We start from the raw sequence: 24,626 nt of genomic DNA on the forward strand, positions 1-24,626 counted from the left end.
TCACTGACGAAAAGTTCTGACTTGAATTTTATGACTTGATAAATTTTCGACTGACTAGGAATTGTTCAGTCGCTTCCAAAAGTTTTTCAGCGTAAATTTCTTGCTTTGCCGTCAACCAACCTAAGGCGAACCAGTCACTGGCTTCTAATTCTGTTTGCTGTAAGTAGGATGATGAGGAGGACAATACTTGATATTGTTCAGCTGCATAATGTGCATCATTAAGCGCCTTGCCGTATTTTTGTAAATTCTTCACATCAAAAATTTGTGTTAAGACTGGGAAACTGAATTTTAATTCACTTAAATGTATTGCCAATTGGTCAAGACTTTCAAAGTTAGAAGGATCAGCTTCATTCAGACATTCCTGTAAAACTTTATACTGCTGTTGAAGCGTATTTTGAGCATAGGTTTTGAGGTCTTGGGTTTGCACCTTCTTGGAATTGCCTAAACTAAAACTCAAAAGTTCAAGATAGTGTTGAACGTTTTGGGTAGATTTGACTAAGTTATTTAATTTTTCTCGGGCGTAGAGCACATCTTTGCTGAGCATTTCAGCAGTTTTAGGGTTTTGAAGAATAGCGCCTAAGGTATGTTGCATATGCTCATAATGTTTTAGGTTTTCAAAATGACTTTTAAATGCAGATAACTGATGTGCCCATTTATCTGTGCCCTTTGATGTCCAGTCTTTAAAAATAGATAGACTTAAAAACAAATAGTTCAAAGCAATATGTGCTTGTTCGATGTGTTCCTGTTCAGCCACTTCCGCAGAAATCGCAGCAATATTCGGCAGTAAATGTTGCATATGATGACCGATCATCATCCGAATTGTTTTTTCTGCGCTTTCTTTTTTTGCAACGATCCATTCTTTTTCAGTTCGCGCTGGGCTTACAACTAAATTTGAAACCAATAAATTACCAAACTCAGCCTTACTTCGAACGTCTAGCCAAAGTTGATATTTTTTGACCCACTCAAAACTAAACGCTAGTAATGTTTCAACTTTTCCTTGTTTGAGTTCAAACTCTACTTCATGAATCTCATGTTCTCGATCACCTGATCGTACAACGCCAATATCTAGACTCACTTCAATCTCAGCATCTTCAAAGCTAATCACTCGAACTGTACGTTGAATGTCTGTTTCAAACTGCAAGACTAATTGGTCAAAATCACCTTTCAATGCGTCATTTAAGACCTCATAAGCTTCGGAATCATCCGAATAAATAGATAGATCTAAATTCGGTGCAGCCTCAAGATTACCTAAATCATGATTATGTTCGAAACGGTGTAAATGACTTTTACTTTTCGTCGCTTTTAAGGTTTGAACCCAATTGGTATTTTCAAGACGTTGTCGAATGGCTATCCCATGCTGAGAGAGTAGGCGATCAGGAGTGTCATAGTACTTTGCTTGCATTTGAATGAGTTCAGACTTTTTGAGATCGATTGCTTTTAAAATCGCATTCCGTCGAGCTTCTGGGATCTGAAACTTTAATTCAATTTCAAGCATGTGATTTTCCTAATTGATCAATCATTTTCATAGAAGTAAGACATTTGATTGCCTTTTAATTTAAAGGGGATTGTAACTGATTCAGTTAGAACCACAATCTTGACAATTCACTTACATTTAATTGAATGAATGATTAATAACAATATTTGTAAGATAAGCTTTTCAAGTGCGATTTTTTGAATTATGGTGGTCAAAAAAAGGACAGGAATACAACAATGAATGCTTATGTAGAGCCGTCTTCATCGCAAGAAGAAGCTAAACTTCAATTACCCATCAAGAATTACTCAGAATTTTATCGTTTTTATTTGACTGAGCACCGCAGCATTATGAGTCGTCGTTTACATGCAGCAGGTAGCTCAATCGGTATTTATTTTTTTACTCAAGCGATTCGTCAGCGTAAAGCTAAATATCTGGTCTACGGATTAGTTTCAGGCTACGCATGCGCGTGGGTGGGGCATTTTGTTTTTGAAAAAAATAAGCCAGCAAGCTTTAAACAACCGTTGTATAGCTTTATTTCAGACTGGAGAATGTTATCGGATATTTTGCGCGGAAACTTGAGTTTGAAAGATCGTAAATTTGATAAAATTGATAGCTAAATTTATATATTGTTAAAAAAGCTCAGCAGATTCTGGGCTTTTTTTGTCATGAAATGTTTTAAGAAAGCTACACAAAAATATGATTATATGATAGCTGGAGAGGCTTAACATCCAATGAATAAATCCAAATTATAAATATTGGGATTAAATAAAAAAATTAATGTATTCAGTTAGATGAGTTAACGGTATTATTCTGATAAACCGCATATAATACATATTATGTTAATTTAAATAATACTGAAAAAAAAGAAGATGAACTATATATAGAACTTTTATTATGAGAGTGAGTATTTTTAATGCGAAACATACTTCTGTTTGATTTGGATCAAACTATTTTGAATAGGAATGAGTCACTTATTCGTTTTATAAGTTGGCAAGTAAATTTTTTCCAATTAGTACCACAAGAACTAAAAGATGCATTTATAAAAAAATTTATTGAATTGGATGATAATGGAAATGTTTGGAAAGATATAGTTTACAGTCAATTAATCAAAGATTTTAATATAAAAAAATTTACTGTTGATGAATTACTTAATTCTTACATTACTGATTTCAATAAATTTTCAATTGGTTTTGATGACGTCCAAAAAGTCATTTCAGATCTTTATCAAAAGGGATATAAGATTGGGTTAGTCTCCAATGGAAAAAGCCCATTTCAGGAACATAATTTTTATGCTTTAGGTCTTACCGAATATTTCTCGACTATCATAGTTTCAGAAGCGATTGGCTTGAGAAAGCCCGATAAAAAAATATTTGCTTACGCTTGTAACCAGTTAAATTGTACACCTTCTGATTGTATTTTTATTGGTGACAATCCTAAAGCTGATATAGAAGGTGCAAAAAATGTTGGTATGAAAACTATTTTTTTTCACCCAAATACAATACTAAAAAAAGCAATTACAGATGAGAGTATTCATCATTATGATGAATTAGAGCGAGCCATCAATAGAATAAATAATGGGGGCTTATGATGAATGATAAAATTAATTTATATGAAAACGTTTTATAAAATTGAATGAATTAAGAAAATGTATTGATAATATTGGTGCTTCACTCATTTTGATACTATCCGAGCGCTTTAACTAAACTAATAAAACTAGTAAAATTAAAGACTTAATCTGAGTTACCCTCAGTAGATCTCTGAAAGAGAAAACAATCAAATTGTTAATTTTAAAAAACTTTCTGATGAAGCTATTTAAGTCCATTAGTTGCCGGCAAGTTTTACGATTGATTATTGATGAAGTTATCAAACATCATGAATTAAGTACTGAATCAAATAATTAAACGCATCTATTTAATATAATTGAGATTATACAAAATTATTGACTGTACTTTAATGGAAGAGGGAATCCTTTATGCATTTACTGTACATAACATGCCAAAAGGTGTTTTCATACTAATTATGAATGTGTTCTTCCAAGGCTTTGTCCTATAATGTTTTAAATTTTTAGTATTTGCCTAGAGTTATTCTTTATGCGCGGTTTGTATTTAATCACCAACGATGATCCTATTGAACTTCTATTAGCAAAGCTTGAAGGAGCGATGGCAACTTATGAAGTTGCAGTACTTCAGTATCGTCGTAAAAACGTTGCGAAAGAAGATCAAGCTTATGAAATTGAATACATGAAGAATATGTGTAATCAATATAAGGTTCCTTTTGTCATCAATGATGATTTAGAGGCCGCAGTCAAATATGGCGTGGGTGTGCATCTTGGTCAAGATGATGGTTCAATCCAAGAGGCTGTGGAAAGATTGCCAAAAAACGTCTTAATTGGACGTAGTTGTAATAATTCTATTGAACTAGCTGAGCAAGCGATCGCAGACGGCGCAAATTATGTAGCATTCGGCGCAATTTATGCGACACAAAGCAAACCTGAAGCAGGTAATATTGGTTTAGAAACATTAAAAGCTGCAAAAGCAAAATTAAATGTACCTATTTGCGCGATTGGAGGTTTGACGGTTGAAAATGGCGCTGAAGTGATTGCTGCTGGAGCAGATCTTTGTGCTGTCATTAGCGATGTATTGGGTCGGTCTATGTCAACTGTTGGTCAACGTGTTTACGACTGGTCAGAGCTATTTGCTAAACAAGCTTAAATTTTTTACTTTTTCGAGTTGAGTGATTTTCATGAGTTTATCTCCTAAGCAAGAACAACTATTTAAACAAGCCAGCAAACATATTCCTGGTGGTGTGAATTCTCCAGTACGTGCTTTTAATGGTGTAGGCGGTACGCCGGTATTTATTGAAAAAGCTCAAGGTGCCTACCTGTATGATGTAGATGGCAAACGCTATGTAGATTATGTGGGTTCATGGGGACCAATGATTTTAGGACATGCACACCCTGCGATTATTAAAGCTGTTCAAGACGCCGCTGTTGATGGTCTAAGTTTTGGTGCACCTACAGTGCATGAAACGACATTGGCAGATATTATCTGTGAAATTATGCCGTCGATTGAATTGGTACGTATGACCAACTCAGGGACAGAAGCAACAATGACTGCGATTCGTCTTGCACGTGGGTATACAGGTCGTGACAAGATTGTTAAGTTTGAGGGCTGTTACCATGGTCACTCAGATTCACTTTTAGTGAAAGCAGGTTCTGGTCTACTCACAAGTGGTGAAGGCGAGGCGACATCTGCGGGTGTTCCTGCTGATTTTGCAAAACATACATTAACGCTTCCATACAATGATATTGCGACTTTAAAAGAATGTTTTGCTAAGTTTGGTTCCGAAATTGCGGGTGTTATTGTTGAACCTGTTGCAGGTAACATGAACTTGGTCAAACCAATTGATGGATTCTTGCAAGCCATTCGAGATGTGTGTGATGAGCATGGTTCAGTATTCATTATTGATGAAGTGATGACTGGATTCCGTGTGGGATTAGGTGGAGCTCAAGCACACTACGGCGTTACACCTGATTTAACTACGCTAGGTAAAATTATTGGTGCAGGTCTTCCTGTAGGCGCATTTGGTGGTAAGCGCGAAGTGATGGAATGTATTGCACCTCTAGGTAAAGTTTATCAAGCGGGAACTTTGTCAGGTAATCCGCTGGCAATGAGAGCTGGGATTGAGATGTTTAAACATCTTCGTCAACCAGGTTTCTATGAAAATCTAACCGCACAGCTCGAAAAGTTATTGACTGGTTTACAGACTGCCGCTGATGAAGCAGGTATACCATTTAAGACTCAACAGGTTGGAGGTATGTTTGGATTGTATTTCACTGATCAAGAAGACATCACAAGCTTTGATTCAATGTTGAAATGCGATGTTGAAATGTTCCGTAAATTCTTCCATGGCATGTTGGATGAAGGTGTAAATTTAGCGCCTTCTGCTTTTGAAGCCGGCTTTATCTCAAGTGCGCATTCCGATGAAGATATTGCGTTCACTATTCAAGCAGCTAAGAATGTATTTGCGCGTTTAAAATAGAATTTTTTTGAAAATCTATTAACATAAGCCTACAGTGTAAATACTGTAGGCTTTTTTGCACGTATAAAATTCACGGACTTAAAATAGAAATGAAATTAAAACATTATTTAACTTTAGAAGACGCGGAGTTCTTACTGACGCGTGCGCAACAATATGCGATTGATAAAAAGTTGAATGTCAGTATTTCTGTTGTAGATGAAACTGGAAGTTTACTTGCAATGAAACGCATGGATGGTGCATCTCCGATGACTGCGAATTTGTCAGCTGAAAAAGCAAAATGTTCAGCTTTGAGCCGCCACCCATCTCAAATTTTTGAAGAGCTGATCAAAGATGGGCAATTGGGTTTTCTGACTGTTCACTCATTGTCGGGAATGTTAGAAGGTGCGGAACCCATTATTTATCAAGGGCAATTAGTGGGAGCCGTGGGAGTTTCAGGTGCTAAATCTTTTGAAGATGCTGAAATTGCGCTGCATGCCATAGAAGTTTTCTTGGCTTTAGCTGATTAAAGTGGCAATGTCATATTTTTATACACCACCCAAAAAAATTGAACTCAGCGCGAGTTTGGCAAAGTGGTCCATTCAAGCTGAACAATGCGTCTTGGTGGTTTTTGGATTTCAACGTTTAGCTGAATATAGCAATGACCAACATCAAGAATTATTAATTCATTTAAATCGCTTAATTAAAAAAGCTCAGGCTTTAGATATTGAAGTGATTGAAATTGAAGAGCAGCAATCATTTTCTAAAGTAGCGCAGTTGGGTGAATTGCTCGCAGAAAAGAAACAACTCATTGTCTCTGGCATGATCAATTCACCTATAAAGCAACTTTTACAGCATATCATTTCGATTACTCCTCAAATTTGTGTGGTGAACGATGCTGTTCATGTAGAAACGAAGAGCCAACATTTACAGTGGATAGAGAACTGTGTAGAACAAGGTATTCATCATATGAATACCTCTGCCATGATTCGAATGTTGGAATTAAGTGCGCCGACTTCATTTATTCTTTCTGAAAAGGGCATATTACTGTCTATTGCTGAATACCTCGAATTCGATATTTTAGAAATTGATCCATTTCAAGATTTACGGAACTATGGCTTAGATTCAGTCGCAATGGTGAGTTTGATTGGCTTGTGGAGAGCCAATGGCGCACATATAGATTTTGAATCATTTGTGCAAAATTGTACACTTTCTCAATTGCTTCCTATCCTGAGAAAAGACTGCTAGATGTCACAAACAAAACTTAATTCATTTGAATCGTTAGATTGATTTAATTTCTATCAGATATCGGAAAAATCATCACTGTTTGTCCATTTCAAGATTGTAATTTATCGCTAAGCTTTCTATTATTGCCGCCTTGTTTTCACGATCTGCTAGGAATAGAAATTTGAGTCATTTTCTTCAGGAACATCTCATTCATCGTGATCAAGATTTTATGGTGATTCACAAACCAGCTGGATTACTTTCTGTTCCGGGCAAAACGCCTGATCTTCAAGATTGCGTTATCAATCGTCTTCTTCAAGAAGAACCACGTACGCTTCTGATTCATCGTTTAGATCGTGATACATCAGGCTTATTGGTGTTTGGACTCAGTAAAACAGGTCAAAAATCGATCTCTCGCCAATTTCAAGAACGTGAAACGGATAAAACTTATCAAGCACTAGTCGTGGGATGTGTAAAAGGTCAAGGAACTGTAGATATTCCCGTGATTTACGACCCATCGCGTCCGCCATTGCATATCGTAGATGCGCATCACAATAAAGCAGCGTTAACGCATTGGGAAGCAGTTGAACAATTTCAAATTCAAGATCAGTGGGTGACACGCGTAAAATTAACGCCAATCACAGGTCGAGCACATCAACTTCGCGTTCACATGCAGCATTTAGGGCATCCCATCGTAGGGGATACTTTGTATGCAACACCAGCGCAACAAGCTTTGAAAGATCGACTCTGTTTGCATGCAGAGCAGTTAAGTTTCAATCATCCTGTTACCGGTGAACGACTGAACTTTCATTGTCCAGTGCCGTTCTAAATACACATTTTAAAATCAGCATACGAATATTTTTATGATCTGATCATGATGAAATTATGGTTATGATCAATTAAATAGATCGGTGCTAAATATTGCTCACTTTTTGGTGGGCTTTATGTCAAAATATATTGCTTATAGACGTTAAATTTTGCTCAAATCATCTCCTGTTTGAGCATAAGTTTTCAGTCCTAACTTGAGATAAGGTGGAAAAATTGCAGCAGTTTGCTATTGGTCAACGTTGGTTATCAGACACAGAGACAGAGTTAGGTTTAGGGGTTTTGATTGATGTAAATGAACGATCAATTAGTATCCTCTTTCCTAAAAGTGACGAAACCCGTGTCTATGCACGTAGTAACGCACCTTTATCTCGAATTGTGTTCAATGTGAATGATGAGCTTCAAGACCAAGAGGGCATCGTCTGGAAAGTCGAATCATTAGAAGAGCGTGGTGGCGTTATTCGTTACAACGTCATTCGTCAGTTACAAGATGGTACTGATGAACGTAAATCATTAAATGAAACTCGTGTTGGTGCGACGATTCAATTGTCTAAACCACTTGATCGTTTACTGGCAAGCCAAATTGATTATAAAGAATGGTATGACCTGCGTATTGAAGCATTACAAATGCAAGCTAATATGCAAAATAGTCCATTACGTGGCATGGTGGGTGCTCGTGTTGGATTGATACCTCACCAATTTTATATCGCGCATGAAGTAGGTAAGCGCTTTGCTCCACGTGTCTTATTGGCGGATGAAGTTGGTCTAGGTAAAACTATTGAAGCAGGTTTAATCATACACCAGCAACTTAAAACAGGACGTTCTGAACGCATCCTCGTTTTAGTTCCTGATTCGCTGCAATATCAGTGGATGATTGAAATGCGTCGCCGTTTCAATTTGAATTTCTCGCTATTTGATTTAACGCGTACTGCTTCGATCAAAGAACATGATCCAGAATTGAATCCGTTCTTAACTGAACAGTGCATCATTGCGTCTGTTGATCTTATGATCGACCATGAAGATTTACGTGTGCAAGCGCTCGAAGCAGGTTTTGATTTGCTTGTGGTGGATGAAGCACATCACTTGATGTGGTCAGAAGAAGAAGGTGGTAATGACCGCTATGACCTTGTTGAAGAATTTGCTGAAAAAACAGCAGGGGTACTTTTGCTGACTGCAACGCCGGAACAGTTAGGTGTTGAGTCCCATTTTGCTCGTTTACGTTTACTCGATCCGCAACGTTTCAGTTCACTTGATCGTTTCTTAGATGAAGAAGAAAAATATCAGCAAACTGCTCAAATTGCGGAAGTGCTGATGTCGGATCAACCCCTTGAAGCTGATCATTTCCAAGCAATTGAGCAGTTACTGGGTCACAAGATTGAAGATGAGCCAGAACAGCGTTTCCGTGCAATTCATGAATTGTTAGATCGTCACGGTACGGGACGTGTACTATTCCGTAATACACGTGAAGCGATTCAAGGCTTCCCTGGTCGTGATTGTCAGCCTGCACCATTACCTGCGCCAGAAGGATGGTCGATGGATGGTAAACTTCGTGAACAAATGTGGCCAGAAGAAGCGCAATTGGACGGGGCTTGGATGGAAACTGATCCGCGTGTAACGTGGATTATGGAAATGCTCCGTACTCAGTTAAAGCATAAAAAAGTCTTACTCATTGCGCGTAGTGGGCCTGTAGTTGAAGCTTTAGAAAATGCATTACGTATCCATGCAGGGATCCGTACAGCAATGTTCCATGAAGGCATGAGTCTATTAGAGCGTGACCAAGCAGCTGCTTATTTTGCAGAAGATTCCTATGGTGCTCAGATTTTATTGTGTTCAGAAATTGGTTCAGAAGGTCGTAACTTCCAGTTTGCTTCAGATTTAATTCTATTTGATTTGCCAGCGAACCCTGATGTTCTTGAACAGCGTATTGGTCGACTTGATCGTATTGGTCAAGAAAACCGTATTCAGATTCATGTGCCATATTTAGTGGGCACTGCACAAGAGCGTATGTTCCGTTGGTACAATGAAGCATTAAATATTTTCAGCAATATTTCTCCGACCGCGCAAACCTTACAAGAAAACTTTATTATTGATCTTAAAGATTGCTTGTTGGCTGATAAAGGTCAAGCCTTTGAAGATTTGCTTGAAGCTGTAAGTGTGCAACGAGAAGCTTTAGAGCAAGAGCTACAAGCAGGACGTGATCGTTTATTGGAATACAATTCTTGTCGCCCAATGGTTGCGCAAGAAATTGTGCAAGCGCTTGAAGAGTATGATGACAATACGACTTTGCCAATGTTTATGAAACGCTTCATGGCGTCAACCAATATTGATTTTGATGAGCAAAGTAATGGCACGGTGATTATTAAGCCTACTGATCAAATGCAAGTCCAAGGTCTGACTTTGGATGAGGAAGGCATGACCGTGACGTTCTATCGTGATCAGGCTCAGATCCGTGAAGATGCGCAATACATAACGCTAGAGCATCCTTTCACTGAAAGTGTCATGGAAATGATCAATACGCAATCGTTTGGTAGTACCAATGTGGCGTTATTGAAATCTGCAGCTTTACCACAAGGTTCAGTTTTAGTTGAGGTGTGGTTCAAAGTGGATGTGATTGCACCGAAAGCATTGAACTTGCCAGCGAGTTTACCAACACAATTGATTCGTGTGTTATTAAGTGAAAAAGGCCAAGATTTATCAGCTAAAATTGCACCAGATATTTTGAAACCATACTTACATCATCTTGACGGTAATAGTTGTCGCCAAGTGGTGAAAGCACGTCGTGATGTCGTTGAACAACGTTATGCACAAGCTTTAGACATTGCAAAAGGTGCTTTGCCTGAATTAAAACAGCAAGCGAAAGAAATCTATAGCAATAAATGGCAATATGAAATTGATCGTTTAAGTTATTTGAAACAATTTAACCCAAGTATTCGCGAAGATGAAATTGCACGTTTGCAGAAGCTTCAAAAAGAAGGCTTAAGCCTTTTAGAAGGTTTAGCTGTAACGCCTGAAGCGATTCGAGTCTTGGTGGTGGTAAAGCCATAAAATAAAAAAAGCACCCTAGGGTGCTTTTTTTAGGACTGCAGAAATTGATTGAAGTCAGGTTTTCTTTTTTGTAAGAAAGCCATCACGGCTTCAATCATTTCAGGTGATGTTAAACGTTCTGCAACAACCTCAGCTTCCTGAACAATACAATTCAGAATTTGATCTTGCTCGGGTCGAATTTGTTTTTTAATAATTTTTAGCGTGGTCATTGGCAGTTGACTCATCTGTTGAGCTCGCTGCAAAGCTAATTGTTCAGGTTGCTCGCAAATCTGATTGATGATTCGACATTTTAGCGCTTCTTCCGCTGAAAATTTTCGACCTGTGAGCAATAATTCGGCAGCCATATGATAACCAGCCAACTCAGTGAAAAGAAGGCTGGTGCCACCCTCTACAGATAATCCCAAACTTACAAATGGAATTTGAAATTCTGTATCGGGGTGGGCGTATACCATGTCACAGTGAAATAGCATAGTGACGCCAACGCCTATAGTGCAGCCACGTACCGCAGCAATAATAGGTTTAGAAAATCTTGCGATCGCTTTTAGGAAGACAAAGGGTGGTGTAGCATCAGCGGCTAAACCAACATATTTTTGAGCGGCAGACATAAAATCTTTCAGATCATTTCCTGCGGTAAAATCCTGTTCGTTACCCTGTAAAATCACAACATTCACTTGTTGAGATTGATCTGCCGCATCCAATATTTTTGCAATGTCATTGTACATTTCCCCATTTAAAGCATTTTTTTGCTCGGGGTGATCAATTTTGATGGTCAGGATTCTATTCTCAATCGTGACATGAATAAAAGGGTTTAGTGAATCTAAATTTTTTAACATGGCGGCATTCCTTGTCGCAAATTAAAAAAGCTCAGTAGACACGATTGTATACTGAGCTTTTGTTCGTGCCTTATTGGCATTAAAGTCGATTTAAAATTTGCTCAGCATCTGAATAATTCATGTATTTTGGTACGGCATAAATTCCATGGGCTTCAGTAAAAGCAGATTTAATCATCTCTGGGAAATCTTGCTTTTTTAAATTCGGAATCTCAGTATCGATTTTCAAATCTTTGAGTAATTGCTTTACGCTTTGAATGAATATATTTGCGGCTTGTTCATCCGAAGTGTGTGACGAGCTTAAACCAATTTTCTTCGCTGCTAGTGCTAAGCGTTTTTCTGATGCTTTACGATTAAATTCTAGAACATGAGGCAAGATAATGGCATTAGCGCGTCCGTGTGGGATTTGATATTGAGTCCCTAATTGATGCGCCAAAGCATGTACATAGCCAATTCCAGCACTATTCATTGCCAAACCAGCATAATGAGAACCGAGCGCCATTGCTTCACGTGCTGCAATATTCTGACCATCTTCAAATGCAGTTTTTAAATTTTCCATGATCAATTTCATGGCTGCACTGGCGTAATAATCTGATTGTTTGTTGGCGAATCCGCTTACCCACGATTCAATTGCATGAGTAAGGGCATCAATACCAGTGTCAGCAGTGATAGCAGGTGGCATGCCTTTCATGATGACGGGATCTAAAGCAGTTGCTAATGGAACGACTTTGGGATCAATAACTAAGCCTTTAATATGAGTTTCACTGTCTGAAATAACTGCGGCAATGGTAACTTCAGAACCTGTACCTGCGGTGGTCGGAATCACGAACAATGGATATGCAGGTTTACGGCTTTTTAAAATTCCAAAAAGTTGTTTAGGCGATTTATGGTTTGCGGCTGCGAGCGCTAATACTTTTGCTGTATCAATCGTCGAACCACCCCCTATACCCAATACGCTATCGCATGCGGTATTTTTAAACAGTGCTAGAGATTTTTCGACAATTTCACAAGTTGGATCAGGTTTTACATCAGAGAAAATAACAACTTCAATCCCATTGTGCTGTAATTGATCTTGAATGGGTTGTATGACACCTAATTTGACCAATACTGCATCAGTCACAATCATCACTTTTTTCATGCCGAGCTGAGCAATATTGCCACACAATTGCATTGATGAATCTTTACCCGCAAATACGAGAGGATGTGATACTGGGATTGCAAGGGTGAGGGCTTTGACAGCCATGAGTTGAGTTTTTGCACGTAAAATAGTGGCAATCTGAGCCATAATGATCAATCTCTATCCATGAGTTTGATTTAGTTATAGGATAATCATTGTCCAAGTACATTGGCGATAATCATCAACACATTGGTCTTAAATTACAATTTTATCAAAAATATAGCGCTATTAAACTGAGCAAAATAATGGTTGGATTTTGATCAGAATTCATGATAGAAAATAGAAAATAATTCGAAAATTTAAATCGTAAAGCTGTAGTTTTTACTCGGCAATCAGGAACTCAGGACGAGTTTAAAACGATTAAATCAGCTTTCGGTTATGAGTCATTACATAACAACAATGATGCGTTATTGGGAGTCATTACACATGGAAGTAAATCAGAACAACAACCAATTTGAGTTTTTACCGACTCATATTCACTATTTAATGTATTGGGAAAAGAAATCGCCAAACCAAGATTTCTTGGTTCAGCCTTTACCAAATGGTCAGGTGATTAAATACACTTGGGGAGAAGTGGCCAGTCAAGTCAAAAAAATGGCTGCTTATTTACAATCTTTGAATTTGCCTGGTCGTTCTCAGATTGCAATTTTTGGTAAGAATAGTGCGCATTGGATTATGGCAGATCTTGCAATTTGGATGGCAGGTCATGTGTCGGTTCCTTTATATACGACTCTCAATGGTGAAGGAACCAAATATGTTCTAGATCATAGTGAAACTAAGGCTTTGTTTATCGGTAAATTGGATGGTATTGGAGACAGTTGGAACGATGTGAAACAAATCATCCCGCAAGATATGCATTGTATTAAATTGCCATTGGCACCTGACTATAATGCGCCAACATGGGATGAGATCACTGCGAAAACAGCACCAACCAGTGAGCCTTATTTTCCAAACGAGGATGAGCTTGCGACCATTATTTATACCTCGGGCAGTACAGGTCTACCTAAGGGCGTTATGCAAAGTTATAAGACCTTGCTCTCACCTGCGAGTGAGCTGAAATCTACGTTTGGTGTTTCAGAAAAAGATCGTGCTTTATCTTACTTGCCGCTAGCGCATGTTGCAGAGCGTGTATTTATTCAATCATCCGTCATGATTTGTGGTTTTACCGTTTATTTTGCTAATTCATTAGATACATTTATTGAGGATCTTAATCGTGCAAAACCAACGATCTTCTTTTCTGTGCCACGTTTATGGACCAAATTTTATTTGGGGATTAATGAAAAAATTCCACTTAATGTACAAAACGTGTTGTTTAAAATCCCATTCTTGGGCAATAAGATTAAGCAAAAACTCTTGGCAAAATTGGGTTTGAATCATGTTCGTTATGCTTTAACGGGTTCTGCACCTTTACCCGTAGATATTATTAAATGGTATCGTAATTTGGGCTTAGAGTTGCTTGAAGTTTATGGAATGACAGAAAACTGTGGATACTCGCATATCACACGTATGGGTGAATATATGAGTGGATATGTCGGACATGTTCAAGCACGAGTAGACTGCAAGATTGATGAGAATGGTGAGATTTTAGTCAGAAGCCCAGGAACAATGTTGGGTTATTACAAAAACCCAGAAAAAACAGCTGAAGATTTGACTGAGGATGGTTATTTAAGAACAGGTGACATGGGTGAAATTGATGCGACTGGCCGTCTAAAAATTACTGGACGTGTAAAGGACATCTTTAAAACTCAGAAAGGTAAGTATGTAATGCCTGTACCAATTGAACAAAAGATTGGTAATAACCAAATGATTGAATCTGTCTGTGTTGGTGGTGCAAGCCATAAACAGCCGATCGCCTTTGTGATGTTGGCAGAAGAAATTCGCAATAAATTACAGCAAGATAATAAACGTGATGATATCGAAGCAAAATTAATTGAGTTGAAGAATGAAATTAATGAAAAGCTTGAACCGCATGAAAAAATTGCATTCTTTGTGGTCATCATGGATTTGTGGACGATGGATAATGATATGTTGACGCCGACTATGAAGATTAAGCGTAATAAAATTGAGGCGAAGTACGAAGCATTTATTCCAACTTGGGTTGCTCAAAATAAAGAAGTAATTTGGGAAAAGTAATAAAAAAGCCCTTCAACTGAAGGGCTTTTTTACATTCAATATTCATTCTTTCAGATGACGTGCGCCTTCTAAAATCATTCGGATCATCGTCATCGTTTGTTCAGCTACAACTTTTCTTTCATCGTGTGGCATGTTGATTAATTTAGCACCCATAGTGAATACCAATTGAGTAATCGCTTTTGCAGCTAATTCTGGATGCTTGATTTTATGAGGGTTATTTTGCTCAAGGCGAACAAGATCATCCATGAGTTCTTGCTGAAAGTAATTGAGCTGTTTTTCAACCGCCTCTTTATAAGAGGCAGAACCAGTATAACCTTCACGTAACAACAAGCTCAGATTACCTTCGTCAGCATCTAACTGTTCAATAAATACTTCAACTGAACTACGCACAATACTTGAATTACGAACTGCTTTTAAGCGGGCTTGATGCAAGATTTGACGTAAAACAATACCTGAGCGATCAATCAATTCAATGGCAAGTTCATCGATATCTTTGAAATGTCTATAAAAGCTGTTGGGGGCGATTCCTGCTTCACGAGCAACTTCGCGTAAGCTTAAAGATGCGATGCTTTTTTGAGGTCCGATAAGGTTGAGAGCAGCTTGGAATAATTCTTCTTTCGTGATTGTGGCTTTTCTTCCGACTGTACGTGCAGTTGGATGCTCCAAAATGGATGCGGATTCACTGGCATGCAGAGGAGAAAGGGGAATCGTAGAGCTGCTCATAAATATCAGATGTTTACAGTTAGAGTTGCATTATATCGCTCTGTGTCAGGATATGGAAATCAATAGATGATATACAAGTGTCTATACAAATATATATACATGTGTATAATAATTCTAAACCCACTGTGATGAGCCCATAATGCAAGCAGTTAAGCAACCTAAAAATTTGATTAGATCCGCAGTAAATGCTGTATTTGATCCGAATGCTGCCAATTTTTGGTTGCAAAAGATCGATCCAATTTGGTCGGTGAATCAATCATTAGGCAAAATTGTTGAACGTACACAAGTTGCAAATGATACGGTCAGCTTAAAAATTGCGGTTAATCGAAAATTTCAGTTTGGTGAAGCAGGGCAACATCATCCAGTTATTGTCACGACACGAGGTCGTTGTTTTGAACGTACCTATAGTTTGACCAAAATCGACACTCAACATGTATTGTTGACTGCTAAGAAAGTCGATCAGGGTGTAGTCAGTTCTTGGATTAACGATATGGCTGAGGTAGGCGATATTGTTGAGTTTGGTGCACCCTATGGAGATATGACACTTGGAAGTGTAAATACACCTCTATTAATGCTGGCCGCAGGGAGTGGTATTACTCCAATGTACAGCTTAATCAAGGCATTATTGCAGCAAGAAAAAAAATTAGTTCAGCCAGTTAAATTGATGTACTGGGCAAAAAAAACAGAAGATTTAGCATTTCAAACAGAGTTGATTGCTTTGGCGAATCAACACTCAAATTTTAATGTTAAATTTTTTACCACTCAAGATGAAGTGGCTGATTCCCGTTTAGAAGATTCTCATTTAACTGCTATCGAATCCTTAGATCAATATACGGTTTATGCATGCGGTCCAGCAGGATTTGTGCAAGTTGCTGAACAACTAACTGATACTCGTGTTCATAAATTTAAAGGTGAAGCATTCAGTGTTGAACCATTCATTAGTGATGAAACTGGTTTTGTTCAGGTCACACTTACGAAATCAAATAAGGTCGTCACGATTCCAAAGGGACAATCAATACTTGCAAGTTTAGAGCAACAAAATATTCGCCCACAGCACGGTTGCCGCATGGGGGTATGTAATAAATGTGCATGCCATAAAGCGCAAGGTGCAACTAAAAACCTCGTCAATGGTGCAGAAAATACTGAGCCTGGAAATCTGCTCAAAATCTGTATCAATTCAGCTCAGTCTGATCTCACTATCGACCTATAAGCGAGAATAATCATGAATATGCCAGTTCAAGCACAATATTTCAAAAACCCAAAAAATCGTGAACTCACTGATGCACAACTTGATGAACTCGCACGTGAACTTGATGCAATTAAGCAGGAAGTTCTTGATGATTTAGGTGAAAAAGACGAAAAGTATATTAAGCGAGTGTATGCAGCGATTCGCTACAGTTCAATCCTTGGACGTGCATGCTTATTTGCTGGCTGGTTTCCTCCAGCATGGCTTTTAGGCACAGGCTTGCTTGGTTTTGCCAAAATCATGGAAAACATGGAGTTGGGCCATAATGTGATGCATGGTCAATATGATTGGATGAACGACCCTAAATTTAAAGGGACAACTTACGAATGGGATATCGTCGGCACATCTGATGATTGGCGCCAAACCCACAACTACAAACACCATACCTATACCAATATTAAAGGTATGGATGATGATATTGGTTATGGAATTCTTCGTTTGTTCCCAGAGCAACGCTGGAAAAAAGGATATTTATTACAACCACTTTACAGTATTCCATTCTGTTTGTTATTCCAGTGGGGTGTAGCGATTCAGAACTTAGAAATTGGTAAGCGCTTAAAAGGGCGCATGAGCAAAGAAGAATTTCAACAACGTTTGAACCCGATGAAAAAGAAAATGGGGAAACAGTTATTTAAAGATTATGTTTTTTTCCCACTCATTGCAGGTCCTGCAGCATTACCCGTTTTAACAGGTAATTTAGTCGCTAATAGTATTCGTAATATTTGGACATTCAGTATTATTTTCTGCGGTCATTTCACCAAGGATGTGGAAGTTTTCCCGAAGTCAGTTTTAGAAAATGAAAGCCGTGGCCATTGGTATATGCGTCAAATTCGTGGGTCTTCTAATCTCACAGGTTCTGAAGGATTCCATATTTTGACGGGGCATTTGAGTCATCAGATTGAGCATCATCTTTATCCAGATATTCCTGCTCGACGTTACCGTCAAATGGGGCCTAAAGTGAAAGCGGTGTGTGAAAAATACGGCTTGAATTATAATAATGCGAGTTTATTTAAACAATATGGTCAGGTTTTGGGGCGTATTGTGAAATATGCATTCCCATTTAAAAAGTAAAATCATTAAAAAAAGCCACTTATTGAGTGGCTTTTTGAACTTTAATAGCAAACTATTTTAATTGAATTGATCCATTTGCATTGACTGTGATTGTTGATTCTCCAGCAGCCATATTTTGTGAGTCTGCAACGGGTGCACTCTCTACAACCATTGCGGCACGTGCCATGGCCAATGGTCTTGGTGAATAATTATTGGTGTTCATATTCAAGTTAACCAAGTTATAACTAGAACGATTCCAAGCTTTAGTGAGAACCTGAGCGCGCTGTTGGAAATTTTGCGTGGCTTCAGTCAATAACTCATTTTCAACCTGCTTTCGTTTTTCAGTGGAAACAGTGAAATTAATCGATTGTGTTTGAAAATCTTGTTGTAACTCGCTAATTAATTGGCTCGCTGCTTTAAAATCTTTGCTTTCAATATTCACTTCAGCGCGGCCGCGCCATTCCTTCAGTTTTGTTGAATTGTTGTTGTCATAGACAGGGTAAGTGGTCTGAGAACCTGTTTCGACCTTAACTTGGGGGTATTTTTTACTGATGTTGATGGCCTGATTCATCAATTGGGTCATTTGTGTTGAAAGTTGTGCAGGCTGTTTATTACTTTTTTCAATAAATAGAATGGCGTGCATTTCGTCATTAGAGACTTGTTTAGAAGCGTCTGCTTGAAGATTAATAATATTAGTTTTAGGTTCTGTGTCAGCAAGTACCGAAAAGCTAATCCCGGTAGCTAAGATCAATAGTGGCAGTTTTAATAATTTCATTGTTATCTCTGTATCTTCACCTGATGAATATTCTACAGAATATTCTAATCTTTTTTGATGGAGAGAAAATGTGATTATTTGGTGATGAGATAGTAGCAATTGTAATATTCAACACCGATTTTACGACTTAAGTCGCCTTAACAAGGCTTTTAAAATGTATTTTAATTGAATTGTAGTTGAACAATAAAAGAATATAACTTGTCTTTGGATTAGTGCATTAATAATTTGTAATTCATGGATAATTCTATTATCAATGGTCTAATAAGTAGTATTAGAAATAGATTAAACATTCTGTATATTTAAATAATAAAATTTTAAAAACATGTAAAACAATAAGATAGTGTCTTCATTTGATAAATTATTTATAGTCTGAAACTATTGTCATAAAGAAAATAAGTATTGGCATATAGGTCAAGATTTTTCCATTCTAGCTCTCATCAGAGATGCAGGTATCTCTCTAAAAGAATTTGTCCTTTAGAAGGTTGTTTTCAAGCAATTTCCTAAGGTCAAATAGATCATCGAATGAAGTTGAAGGAAGTCTTGATGTCTAATTCTGCTGTAGTTGAATCAGTAGCACAAGCGTTACGAACTGCTGAATTATCACAAAGTGCAATCGCACCAATTCGCCCAACGTTGGGTGGTGAAGCTGCTGATGTAGATATCGCTTACGCTGTACAAGAAGTGAATACAGCGCGTGCCTTATCAGAAGGTCGTCGTTTAGTTGGGCGTAAAATCGGTTTGACATCAAAAGTGGTTCAAGCACAACTCGGTGTAGATCAACCTGACTTCGGTATGCTGTTTGCAGACATGGCTTATGGTGATGGAGAGGTGATTCCTGCAGGTCTATTGATCCAACCTAAAGTAGAAGCGGAAATCGCTTTGGTGATCAAACAAGATTTAACGAAAGAAAAACACACTTATGCTGACATTATCAGCGCGACTGATTATGCACTTCCTGCTGTTGAGGTGGTGGATAGTCGAATTGAAAACTGGAAGATCAGTTTGATTGACACTGTCGCAGATAATGCATCTTCAGCTGCATTTGTATTGGGTTCACGTCCTGTAAAACTCGATAACCTTGATCTAGTGAATTGTAAAATGATCATGACACGTGGTGAAGAAGTCGTGTCTCAAGGTGTTGGTAAGGCTTGCTTAGCAAACCCTTTAAATGCAGCTGTCTGGCTTGCTGATGAAATGGTACGTCGTGGTCGTCCATTGTTAGCTGGTGACATTATTTTAACAGGTGCATTAGGCCCTATGGTTGTAGCAAACCCAGGTGATGAATTCAAAGTTGAGATTGAAGGCTTTGGTTCAGTGACTGCTGCTTTCGCTGCTGAATAAGTCGGAATTTTGAGAGAGTACGTTAATGAAAAAGATTAAATGTGCAATGATCGGACCAGGTAACATTGGTACTGATTTGCTTTACAAACTTCAACGTAGCGAATGGTTAGAGCCAGTTTGGATGGTGGGTATCGATCCTACTTCTGAAGGTCTTGCTCGTGCTGCGAAAATGGGTTTAAAAACCACTGCAGAAGGGGTTGATGGTCTTCTTCCTCACGTCATTGAAGATGATATCAAAATTGCTTTTGATGCAACGTCTGCATATGTACATGCTGAAAACAGCCGCAAGTTAAATGAACTTGGTGTACTGATGATTGACTTAACACCTGCTGCAATTGGTCCTTTCTGTGTTCCACCTGTGAACTTAGAAGCTTTACTTGCAGAAGGTGAAGTGCCTAACGTGAATATGGTAACGTGTGGTGGTCAGGCGACAATTCCTATGGTTGCAGCAGTTTCACGTGTTCAACCTGTTGAATATGGTGAGATCATCGCGACTGTGTCTACAAAATCTGTAGGTCCTGGTACACGTAAAAACATCGACGAATTCACACGTACAACTGCGGGTGCTATTGAGAAAGTTGGTGGTGCGAAAAAAGGTAAAGCGATCATCATCATTAACCCTGCTGAGCCACCACTTATGATGCGTGACACAGTACACTGTCTTGTTGAAGGTGAGCCAGATCAAGCTGCGATCACTGAATCAGTTCACGCGATGATTAAAGAAGTGCAAAAATATGTACCAGGTTACAAACTTGTAAATGGTCCAATTTTTGATGGTAACCGTGTTTCTATCTTCTTGGAAGTAGAAGGTTTGGGTGATTTCTTGCCGAAATATGCAGGTAACCTCGACATTATGACAGCTGCAGCTGCTCGTACAGCAGAAATGTTTGCTGAACACGTATTCAACAAAGAAGAAGCTTAAGGAGCAACCGCATGTCTAAGATTATTGTTCATGATATGACTTTACGTGATGGTATGCATCCGCAGCGCCATCAAACGACTGTTGAGCAAATGATTGCAATTTCAACAGCACTTGATGATGCAGGCGTACCATTAATTGAAGTCACTCACGGTGACGGCCTTGGTGGTTCATCAGTAAACTACGGTTTTGCTGCTGCGACTGACGAAGAATACTTGTCTGCTGTTGTACCGCGTATGAAGAATGCAAAAGTTTCTGCACTTCTTCTTCCTGGTATCGGTACGGTTGACCACTTGAAAATGGCACATGAAATCGGTGTATCAACGATTCGTGTTGCAACTCACTGTACTGAAGCTGACTGTTCTGAACAGCACATCACCGCTGCGCGTAAATTAGAAATGGACACAGTGGGCTTCTTAATGTTGGCTCACATGGCATCTCCAGAGCGTCTTTTAGAAGAAGCGAAGAAGATGGTGTCTTACGGTGCAAACTGTATTTATGTGACTGACTCAGCAGGTTACATGCTTCCTCAAGATGTAATTGATCGCGTTGGACACTTACGTCAACACTTGGACCCAAGCATTGAGTTGGGTTTCCACGGTCACCACAACTTAGGTATGGGTGTATCAAATACTGTTGCTGCTGTTGAAGCAGGCGCGGTACGTGTTGACTTGGCATCTGCAGGTCTCGGTGCGGGTGCAGGTAACACACCACTTGAATTGTTCATCGCTGTTGCAAATCGTATGGGTATGGACACAGGCGTTGACTTGTTCAAAGTACAAGATGTTGCTGAAGATCTCGTGATTCCAATGATGCACAACCCAATTCGTGCAGACCGTGATGCAGCTACTTTAGGTTATGCGGGTGTTTACTCTTCATTCCTATTGTTCGCTAAACGTGCTGAAGCGAAATATGGCGTATCTGCGCGTGAAATCTTAATGGAGCTTGGTCGCCGTGGTACTGTTGGTGGTCAGGAAGACATGATTGAAGATCTAGCTTTGACTATGGCTAAAGCAAAAGAACTTAACGCATAATTTAAAAGTGATTTGAAAGAGCACTCTTAGGAGTGCTTTTTTTATGAATTTAGAAAAGATACATATAAAAAAACAATTGCGTGAGATGTTTGGGTGCTTATATTGAGTGATTTGGTGTAGAGCGTATCGTGATTGTTAAACTTAAAAACTATTAAATAAATGGCAAAATGCTTTTGGGTTAATTTGTAAGATATTAAAATATAATAAATTATCCATAGTAAAAGTTAATTTGCTTAGTTACTGAGCAATTATTAATTGTTTATAACAATGAGAGTTTTTAAAGTATTGTTTTTCATCGGAAAAGTCTAAATTTTTTTTAGACTCTAGTCTGATTTCTTCAGAGTGCACAATTTAGCAATATGCTCATCAACGCTGATTTGAGTATAGGATGAAGCCATGCGTCATCAAAAATTATGGCTAGCAATGATTGCTGCAACAACTCTAGGGACAACTGCTGCTCACGCGAATTTTGTGGCTGATTCAAATGTTCAGCTTAAATTTAAAAATTTCTATTTAGAACGTAATTACGATACAGCACCAAATCTAGATTATGGTAACTGGACGCAAGCAATCACTTTAGATGCTAAATCGGGTTATCACGATATTGGTGCAGGCATTCAAGTTGGTGCAGATCTCTTGGCTCAATATGCAATTGGATTGAAATCGCGTGATTCTGTAAATGACATTCATATGCCATATGATAACAGTCAAGGTCGTACAGAACGCGATAATGCTAAATTCGGTGCGACTTTAAAAGTTAAAGTTTCTGAAACTGAACTTAAAGTAGGTGATTTATTGCCGATGTCACCAGTTATTTTCTTCGATCCATCACGCCAATTATTAACTACTTATAGTGGTGCATGGTTAGAGTCGAAAGATATTCAGGATACTAAATTAACCTTAGCTTATATTGATGGTATTAATGCGCGTTACGATAATCAGTATCAAGATTTGACCTTATTCCCAAACAATGATTTTGCGAAGGCAGAAGCTCAAGGTCTCACAACTGATGATGGAATGTATATTGTTGGTGTTGATCACCAGTTTACATCAAAGATTGGTGGTAGTTATTGGTTCGCTGATTTAACTGACATCTTCAAGCAACATTATGTTGCTGCAAGCTATAAAACTAAACTTGATGAAAAAACGAATTTAGATGCACATATTCGTTACTTCGATAACAGTGAAACTGGCGATAAACTTTTTGGTGAAATTGATAGCCAAGCAATTTCTATGGGGGCGAAAGTCAATCATGGTATGCATACTGTTCAATTGGGTTATCAAGAGATGTTTGGCGAGCATGGAGATAAAGCGACACTATTCCCAACATTGGGTGGTTGGGTGCCACAACCTTATTTAGATAACTGGTCAGTCGCGAGTTTTATCCGTAAGGATGAGAAATCTTGGAGTGTAGGTTATACCTATAATTTTAAAGAAATGGGTGTACCAGGATTATCTGCCACTGTACGTCATTTCCAAGGTTGGAATATTGATACGGCAACACCAGGTCGAGGTCGCGAGAATGAAAATAACATCATCGTGAACTATGTTGTGCCAGAAGGTAAGTATAAAGGTCTTGGTTTCAACTATATGTTCATTGATACTAATTATAACAACATCAATGTTCCAGGTACCTTGAGTGATTTAGAAGAGCATCGTGTGGCGTTAAGTTATAGTTATAAATTCTAAAAAATGAAATTGATCTCGATATGATGAGCAAGGATCATATCGAGATCTTATCAAGTCATATTAGAGGGTGAATATTGATTTTAAAAAAATAAGAAAAAACAGTAATTTATTTAATTGGTAAAAAGATGGATGCAATCGTAAATTTGTATCAGTTGAAAGGTACAGAGCAGTTAATATAAGACTGTAAAACTATCATTTGTAAACATCAACTGATGATTGTTTCACAAATATATGATCAGTTATAGACAGTTAGAGGACTATGATGAGCACTGTTCAAATTCCAGAATATAAAACGGATTCATTCTTTGGTTTAGAAGATAAATGGATCGAAACTGCTGAAGGTGAGTTAACCCATTATCATGAAATTGGTGAAGGCACGCCTATTTTATTCCTTCATGGTTCTGGTACTGGTGTATCAGCAGCTGCTAACTGGTGGTTGAATTTACCTGCAATTGGTGAGCAAGCGCGTTGTATCGCAATTGATACCATTGGTTATGGTCAAACTGTCGTTGCACCAGGAACTCAATACGGTATCCGTGCATGGGTTGATCATGCAATTCGTACTCTTGATGCACTTGGTATTGAAAAAACATGGTTAGTAGGTAATTCGCTAGGTGGTTGGTTAGCATTCCAATTGGCACTTGATTATCCAGAGCGTGTACTCGGTATTGTTTCAATGGGTACAGGTGGTGCAAAACAAACTGCAGCCCTAAAAGCGCATGCAAACCCAGTTTTAACAGAAGAAGGTATTCGTAAGACACTTTCAATGTTCGTTGTAAATAAAGACTTAATTACAGATGAGCTGGTAAAAGTACGTTTTGATTCTGCGGCGAATGACTATGCATCTGATCGTTTAATGGATGTTGTGGGTGCGCGTGACCGTGATCGTTTCGAGTTCCCATTAGACTTTGAAAAAATGAAAGATATTACAGTTCCTGTATTATTGATTCATGGTACTCAAGATGTGGTGATTCCTGTGTCTCGTACTTGGGACATTTTAAATATCGTTCCTAATGCTGATGCACATATTTTCAGTCAGTGCGGTCACTGGTCACAAGTTGAAAAAGCAGAAGAATTTAATACGGTGATCAAAAATTATCTAGCAGTTCATGGTGTTAAATAAT

21 protein-coding genes are annotated in these 24,626 nt (G+C 38.3%); 16 read left to right on the forward strand and 5 right to left on the reverse strand.

Translation table 11 applies throughout. The annotated features are described in order from the left end of the window. Positions 1 to 28: 28 nt before the first annotated feature. Complete coding sequence (locus AC1M89_RS04735; RefSeq protein WP_481613985.1) at positions 29 to 1,495, reverse strand: CYTH domain-containing protein; 1,467 nt, start codon at positions 1,493 to 1,495, stop codon at positions 29 to 31. A 215-nt stretch (positions 1,496 to 1,710) separates the two neighbouring features. Here AC1M89_RS04735 and AC1M89_RS04740 point away from each other — a divergent pair, with 215 nt between their 5' ends. The 8 genes from AC1M89_RS04740 to rapA all read left to right on the forward strand — a co-directional run bounded on the left by AC1M89_RS04740 (position 1,711) and on the right by rapA (position 10,585). Further along, positions 1,711 to 2,091: an Mpo1-like protein gene (locus AC1M89_RS04740; RefSeq protein ID WP_035268687.1), complete on the forward strand. Its 381-nt coding sequence runs from the start codon at positions 1,711 to 1,713 to the stop codon at positions 2,089 to 2,091. 296 nt (positions 2,092 to 2,387) lie between these two features. Continuing rightward, entirely contained in the window at positions 2,388 to 3,062 is a 675-nt protein-coding gene (locus tag AC1M89_RS04745; RefSeq protein ID WP_481608816.1) for an HAD family hydrolase, read from the forward strand. A gap of 502 nt (positions 3,063 to 3,564) precedes the next feature. After that, entirely contained in the window at positions 3,565 to 4,185 is a 621-nt protein-coding gene (gene thiE / locus AC1M89_RS04750) for a thiamine phosphate synthase (protein ID WP_481586403.1), read from the forward strand. A gap of 31 nt (positions 4,186 to 4,216) precedes the next feature. Further along, positions 4,217 to 5,515 (forward strand): glutamate-1-semialdehyde 2,1-aminomutase, encoded by a 1,299-nt coding sequence (hemL, locus tag AC1M89_RS04755; RefSeq protein ID WP_481586402.1) that lies wholly within the window; start codon positions 4,217 to 4,219, stop codon positions 5,513 to 5,515. A gap of 89 nt (positions 5,516 to 5,604) precedes the next feature. After that, entirely contained in the window at positions 5,605 to 6,021 is a 417-nt protein-coding gene (locus tag AC1M89_RS04760; RefSeq protein ID WP_035267160.1) for a GlcG/HbpS family heme-binding protein, read from the forward strand. A 7-nt stretch (positions 6,022 to 6,028) separates the two neighbouring features. Beyond that, the gene (locus AC1M89_RS04765) at positions 6,029 to 6,739 is read left to right on the forward strand and encodes a phosphopantetheine-binding protein (RefSeq protein WP_481595992.1); all 711 of its coding nucleotides are present in this window, start codon (positions 6,029 to 6,031) and stop codon (positions 6,737 to 6,739) included. Positions 6,740 to 6,899: 160 nt separating this feature from the next. Continuing rightward, on the forward strand, positions 6,900 to 7,544 hold the full coding sequence (locus AC1M89_RS04770) for an RluA family pseudouridine synthase (protein ID WP_180028829.1): 645 nt from the start codon (positions 6,900 to 6,902) through the stop codon (positions 7,542 to 7,544). Between the two features lie 203 nt (positions 7,545 to 7,747). Further along, positions 7,748 to 10,585: an RNA polymerase-associated protein RapA gene (rapA, locus tag AC1M89_RS04775; RefSeq protein WP_481595938.1), complete on the forward strand. Its 2,838-nt coding sequence runs from the start codon at positions 7,748 to 7,750 to the stop codon at positions 10,583 to 10,585. Between the two features lie 29 nt (positions 10,586 to 10,614). On the opposite strand, the gene AC1M89_RS04780 is transcribed toward rapA, so the two are convergent. Next, positions 10,615 to 11,418, reverse strand: coding sequence for an enoyl-CoA hydratase-related protein (locus AC1M89_RS04780; RefSeq protein WP_481608817.1), 804 nt, complete (start codon positions 11,416 to 11,418; stop codon positions 10,615 to 10,617). 79 nt (positions 11,419 to 11,497) lie between these two features. Further along, positions 11,498 to 12,700, reverse strand: coding sequence for an iron-containing alcohol dehydrogenase (locus tag AC1M89_RS04785; protein WP_481608818.1), 1,203 nt, complete (start codon positions 12,698 to 12,700; stop codon positions 11,498 to 11,500). 318 nt (positions 12,701 to 13,018) lie between these two features. Here AC1M89_RS04785 and AC1M89_RS04790 point away from each other — a divergent pair, with 318 nt between their 5' ends. Beyond that, complete coding sequence (locus tag AC1M89_RS04790) at positions 13,019 to 14,725, forward strand: AMP-binding protein (protein ID WP_481608819.1); 1,707 nt, start codon at positions 13,019 to 13,021, stop codon at positions 14,723 to 14,725. Positions 14,726 to 14,767: 42 nt separating this feature from the next. Here the strand turns inward: AC1M89_RS04790 and fabR are convergent, their stop codons facing one another. Next, positions 14,768 to 15,448, reverse strand: coding sequence for an HTH-type transcriptional repressor FabR (fabR, locus tag AC1M89_RS04795; RefSeq protein ID WP_481595942.1), 681 nt, complete (start codon positions 15,446 to 15,448; stop codon positions 14,768 to 14,770). A 139-nt stretch (positions 15,449 to 15,587) separates the two neighbouring features. Here fabR and AC1M89_RS04800 point away from each other — a divergent pair, with 139 nt between their 5' ends. Next, a complete protein-coding gene (locus tag AC1M89_RS04800; protein WP_481613986.1) occupies positions 15,588 to 16,658 on the forward strand; it encodes a flavin reductase family protein in 1,071 nt (356 codons plus the stop codon). A 12-nt stretch (positions 16,659 to 16,670) separates the two neighbouring features. Beyond that, a complete protein-coding gene (locus tag AC1M89_RS04805) occupies positions 16,671 to 17,765 on the forward strand; it encodes a fatty acid desaturase family protein (protein WP_481613987.1) in 1,095 nt (364 codons plus the stop codon). A gap of 52 nt (positions 17,766 to 17,817) precedes the next feature. On the opposite strand, the gene AC1M89_RS04810 is transcribed toward AC1M89_RS04805, so the two are convergent. Then, positions 17,818 to 18,519, reverse strand: a complete 702-nt coding sequence (locus tag AC1M89_RS04810) for an SIMPL domain-containing protein (protein WP_481591387.1) — start codon at positions 18,517 to 18,519, stop codon at positions 17,818 to 17,820. Between the two features lie 543 nt (positions 18,520 to 19,062). Here AC1M89_RS04810 and AC1M89_RS04815 point away from each other — a divergent pair. The 5 genes from AC1M89_RS04815 to AC1M89_RS04835 all read left to right on the forward strand — a co-directional run bounded on the left by AC1M89_RS04815 (position 19,063) and on the right by AC1M89_RS04835 (position 24,625). After that, positions 19,063 to 19,860, forward strand: coding sequence for a 2-keto-4-pentenoate hydratase (locus AC1M89_RS04815; RefSeq protein WP_481608822.1), 798 nt, complete (start codon positions 19,063 to 19,065; stop codon positions 19,858 to 19,860). Between the two features lie 25 nt (positions 19,861 to 19,885). Beyond that, a complete protein-coding gene (locus AC1M89_RS04820; RefSeq protein WP_035267137.1) occupies positions 19,886 to 20,782 on the forward strand; it encodes an acetaldehyde dehydrogenase (acetylating) in 897 nt (298 codons plus the stop codon). A gap of 11 nt (positions 20,783 to 20,793) precedes the next feature. Beyond that, positions 20,794 to 21,813 (forward strand): 4-hydroxy-2-oxovalerate aldolase, encoded by a 1,020-nt coding sequence (gene dmpG / locus AC1M89_RS04825; protein ID WP_092767099.1) that lies wholly within the window; start codon positions 20,794 to 20,796, stop codon positions 21,811 to 21,813. Positions 21,814 to 22,209: 396 nt separating this feature from the next. Further along, a complete protein-coding gene (locus tag AC1M89_RS04830; protein ID WP_481593471.1) occupies positions 22,210 to 23,502 on the forward strand; it encodes an OprD family outer membrane porin in 1,293 nt (430 codons plus the stop codon). A gap of 262 nt (positions 23,503 to 23,764) precedes the next feature. After that, complete coding sequence (locus AC1M89_RS04835) at positions 23,765 to 24,625, forward strand: alpha/beta fold hydrolase (protein ID WP_035267132.1); 861 nt, start codon at positions 23,765 to 23,767, stop codon at positions 24,623 to 24,625. The last annotated feature ends 1 nt before the right edge of the window (position 24,626 follow it).

The sequence above is a fragment of the Acinetobacter sp. ANC_7635 genome, from assembly GCF_056779945.1.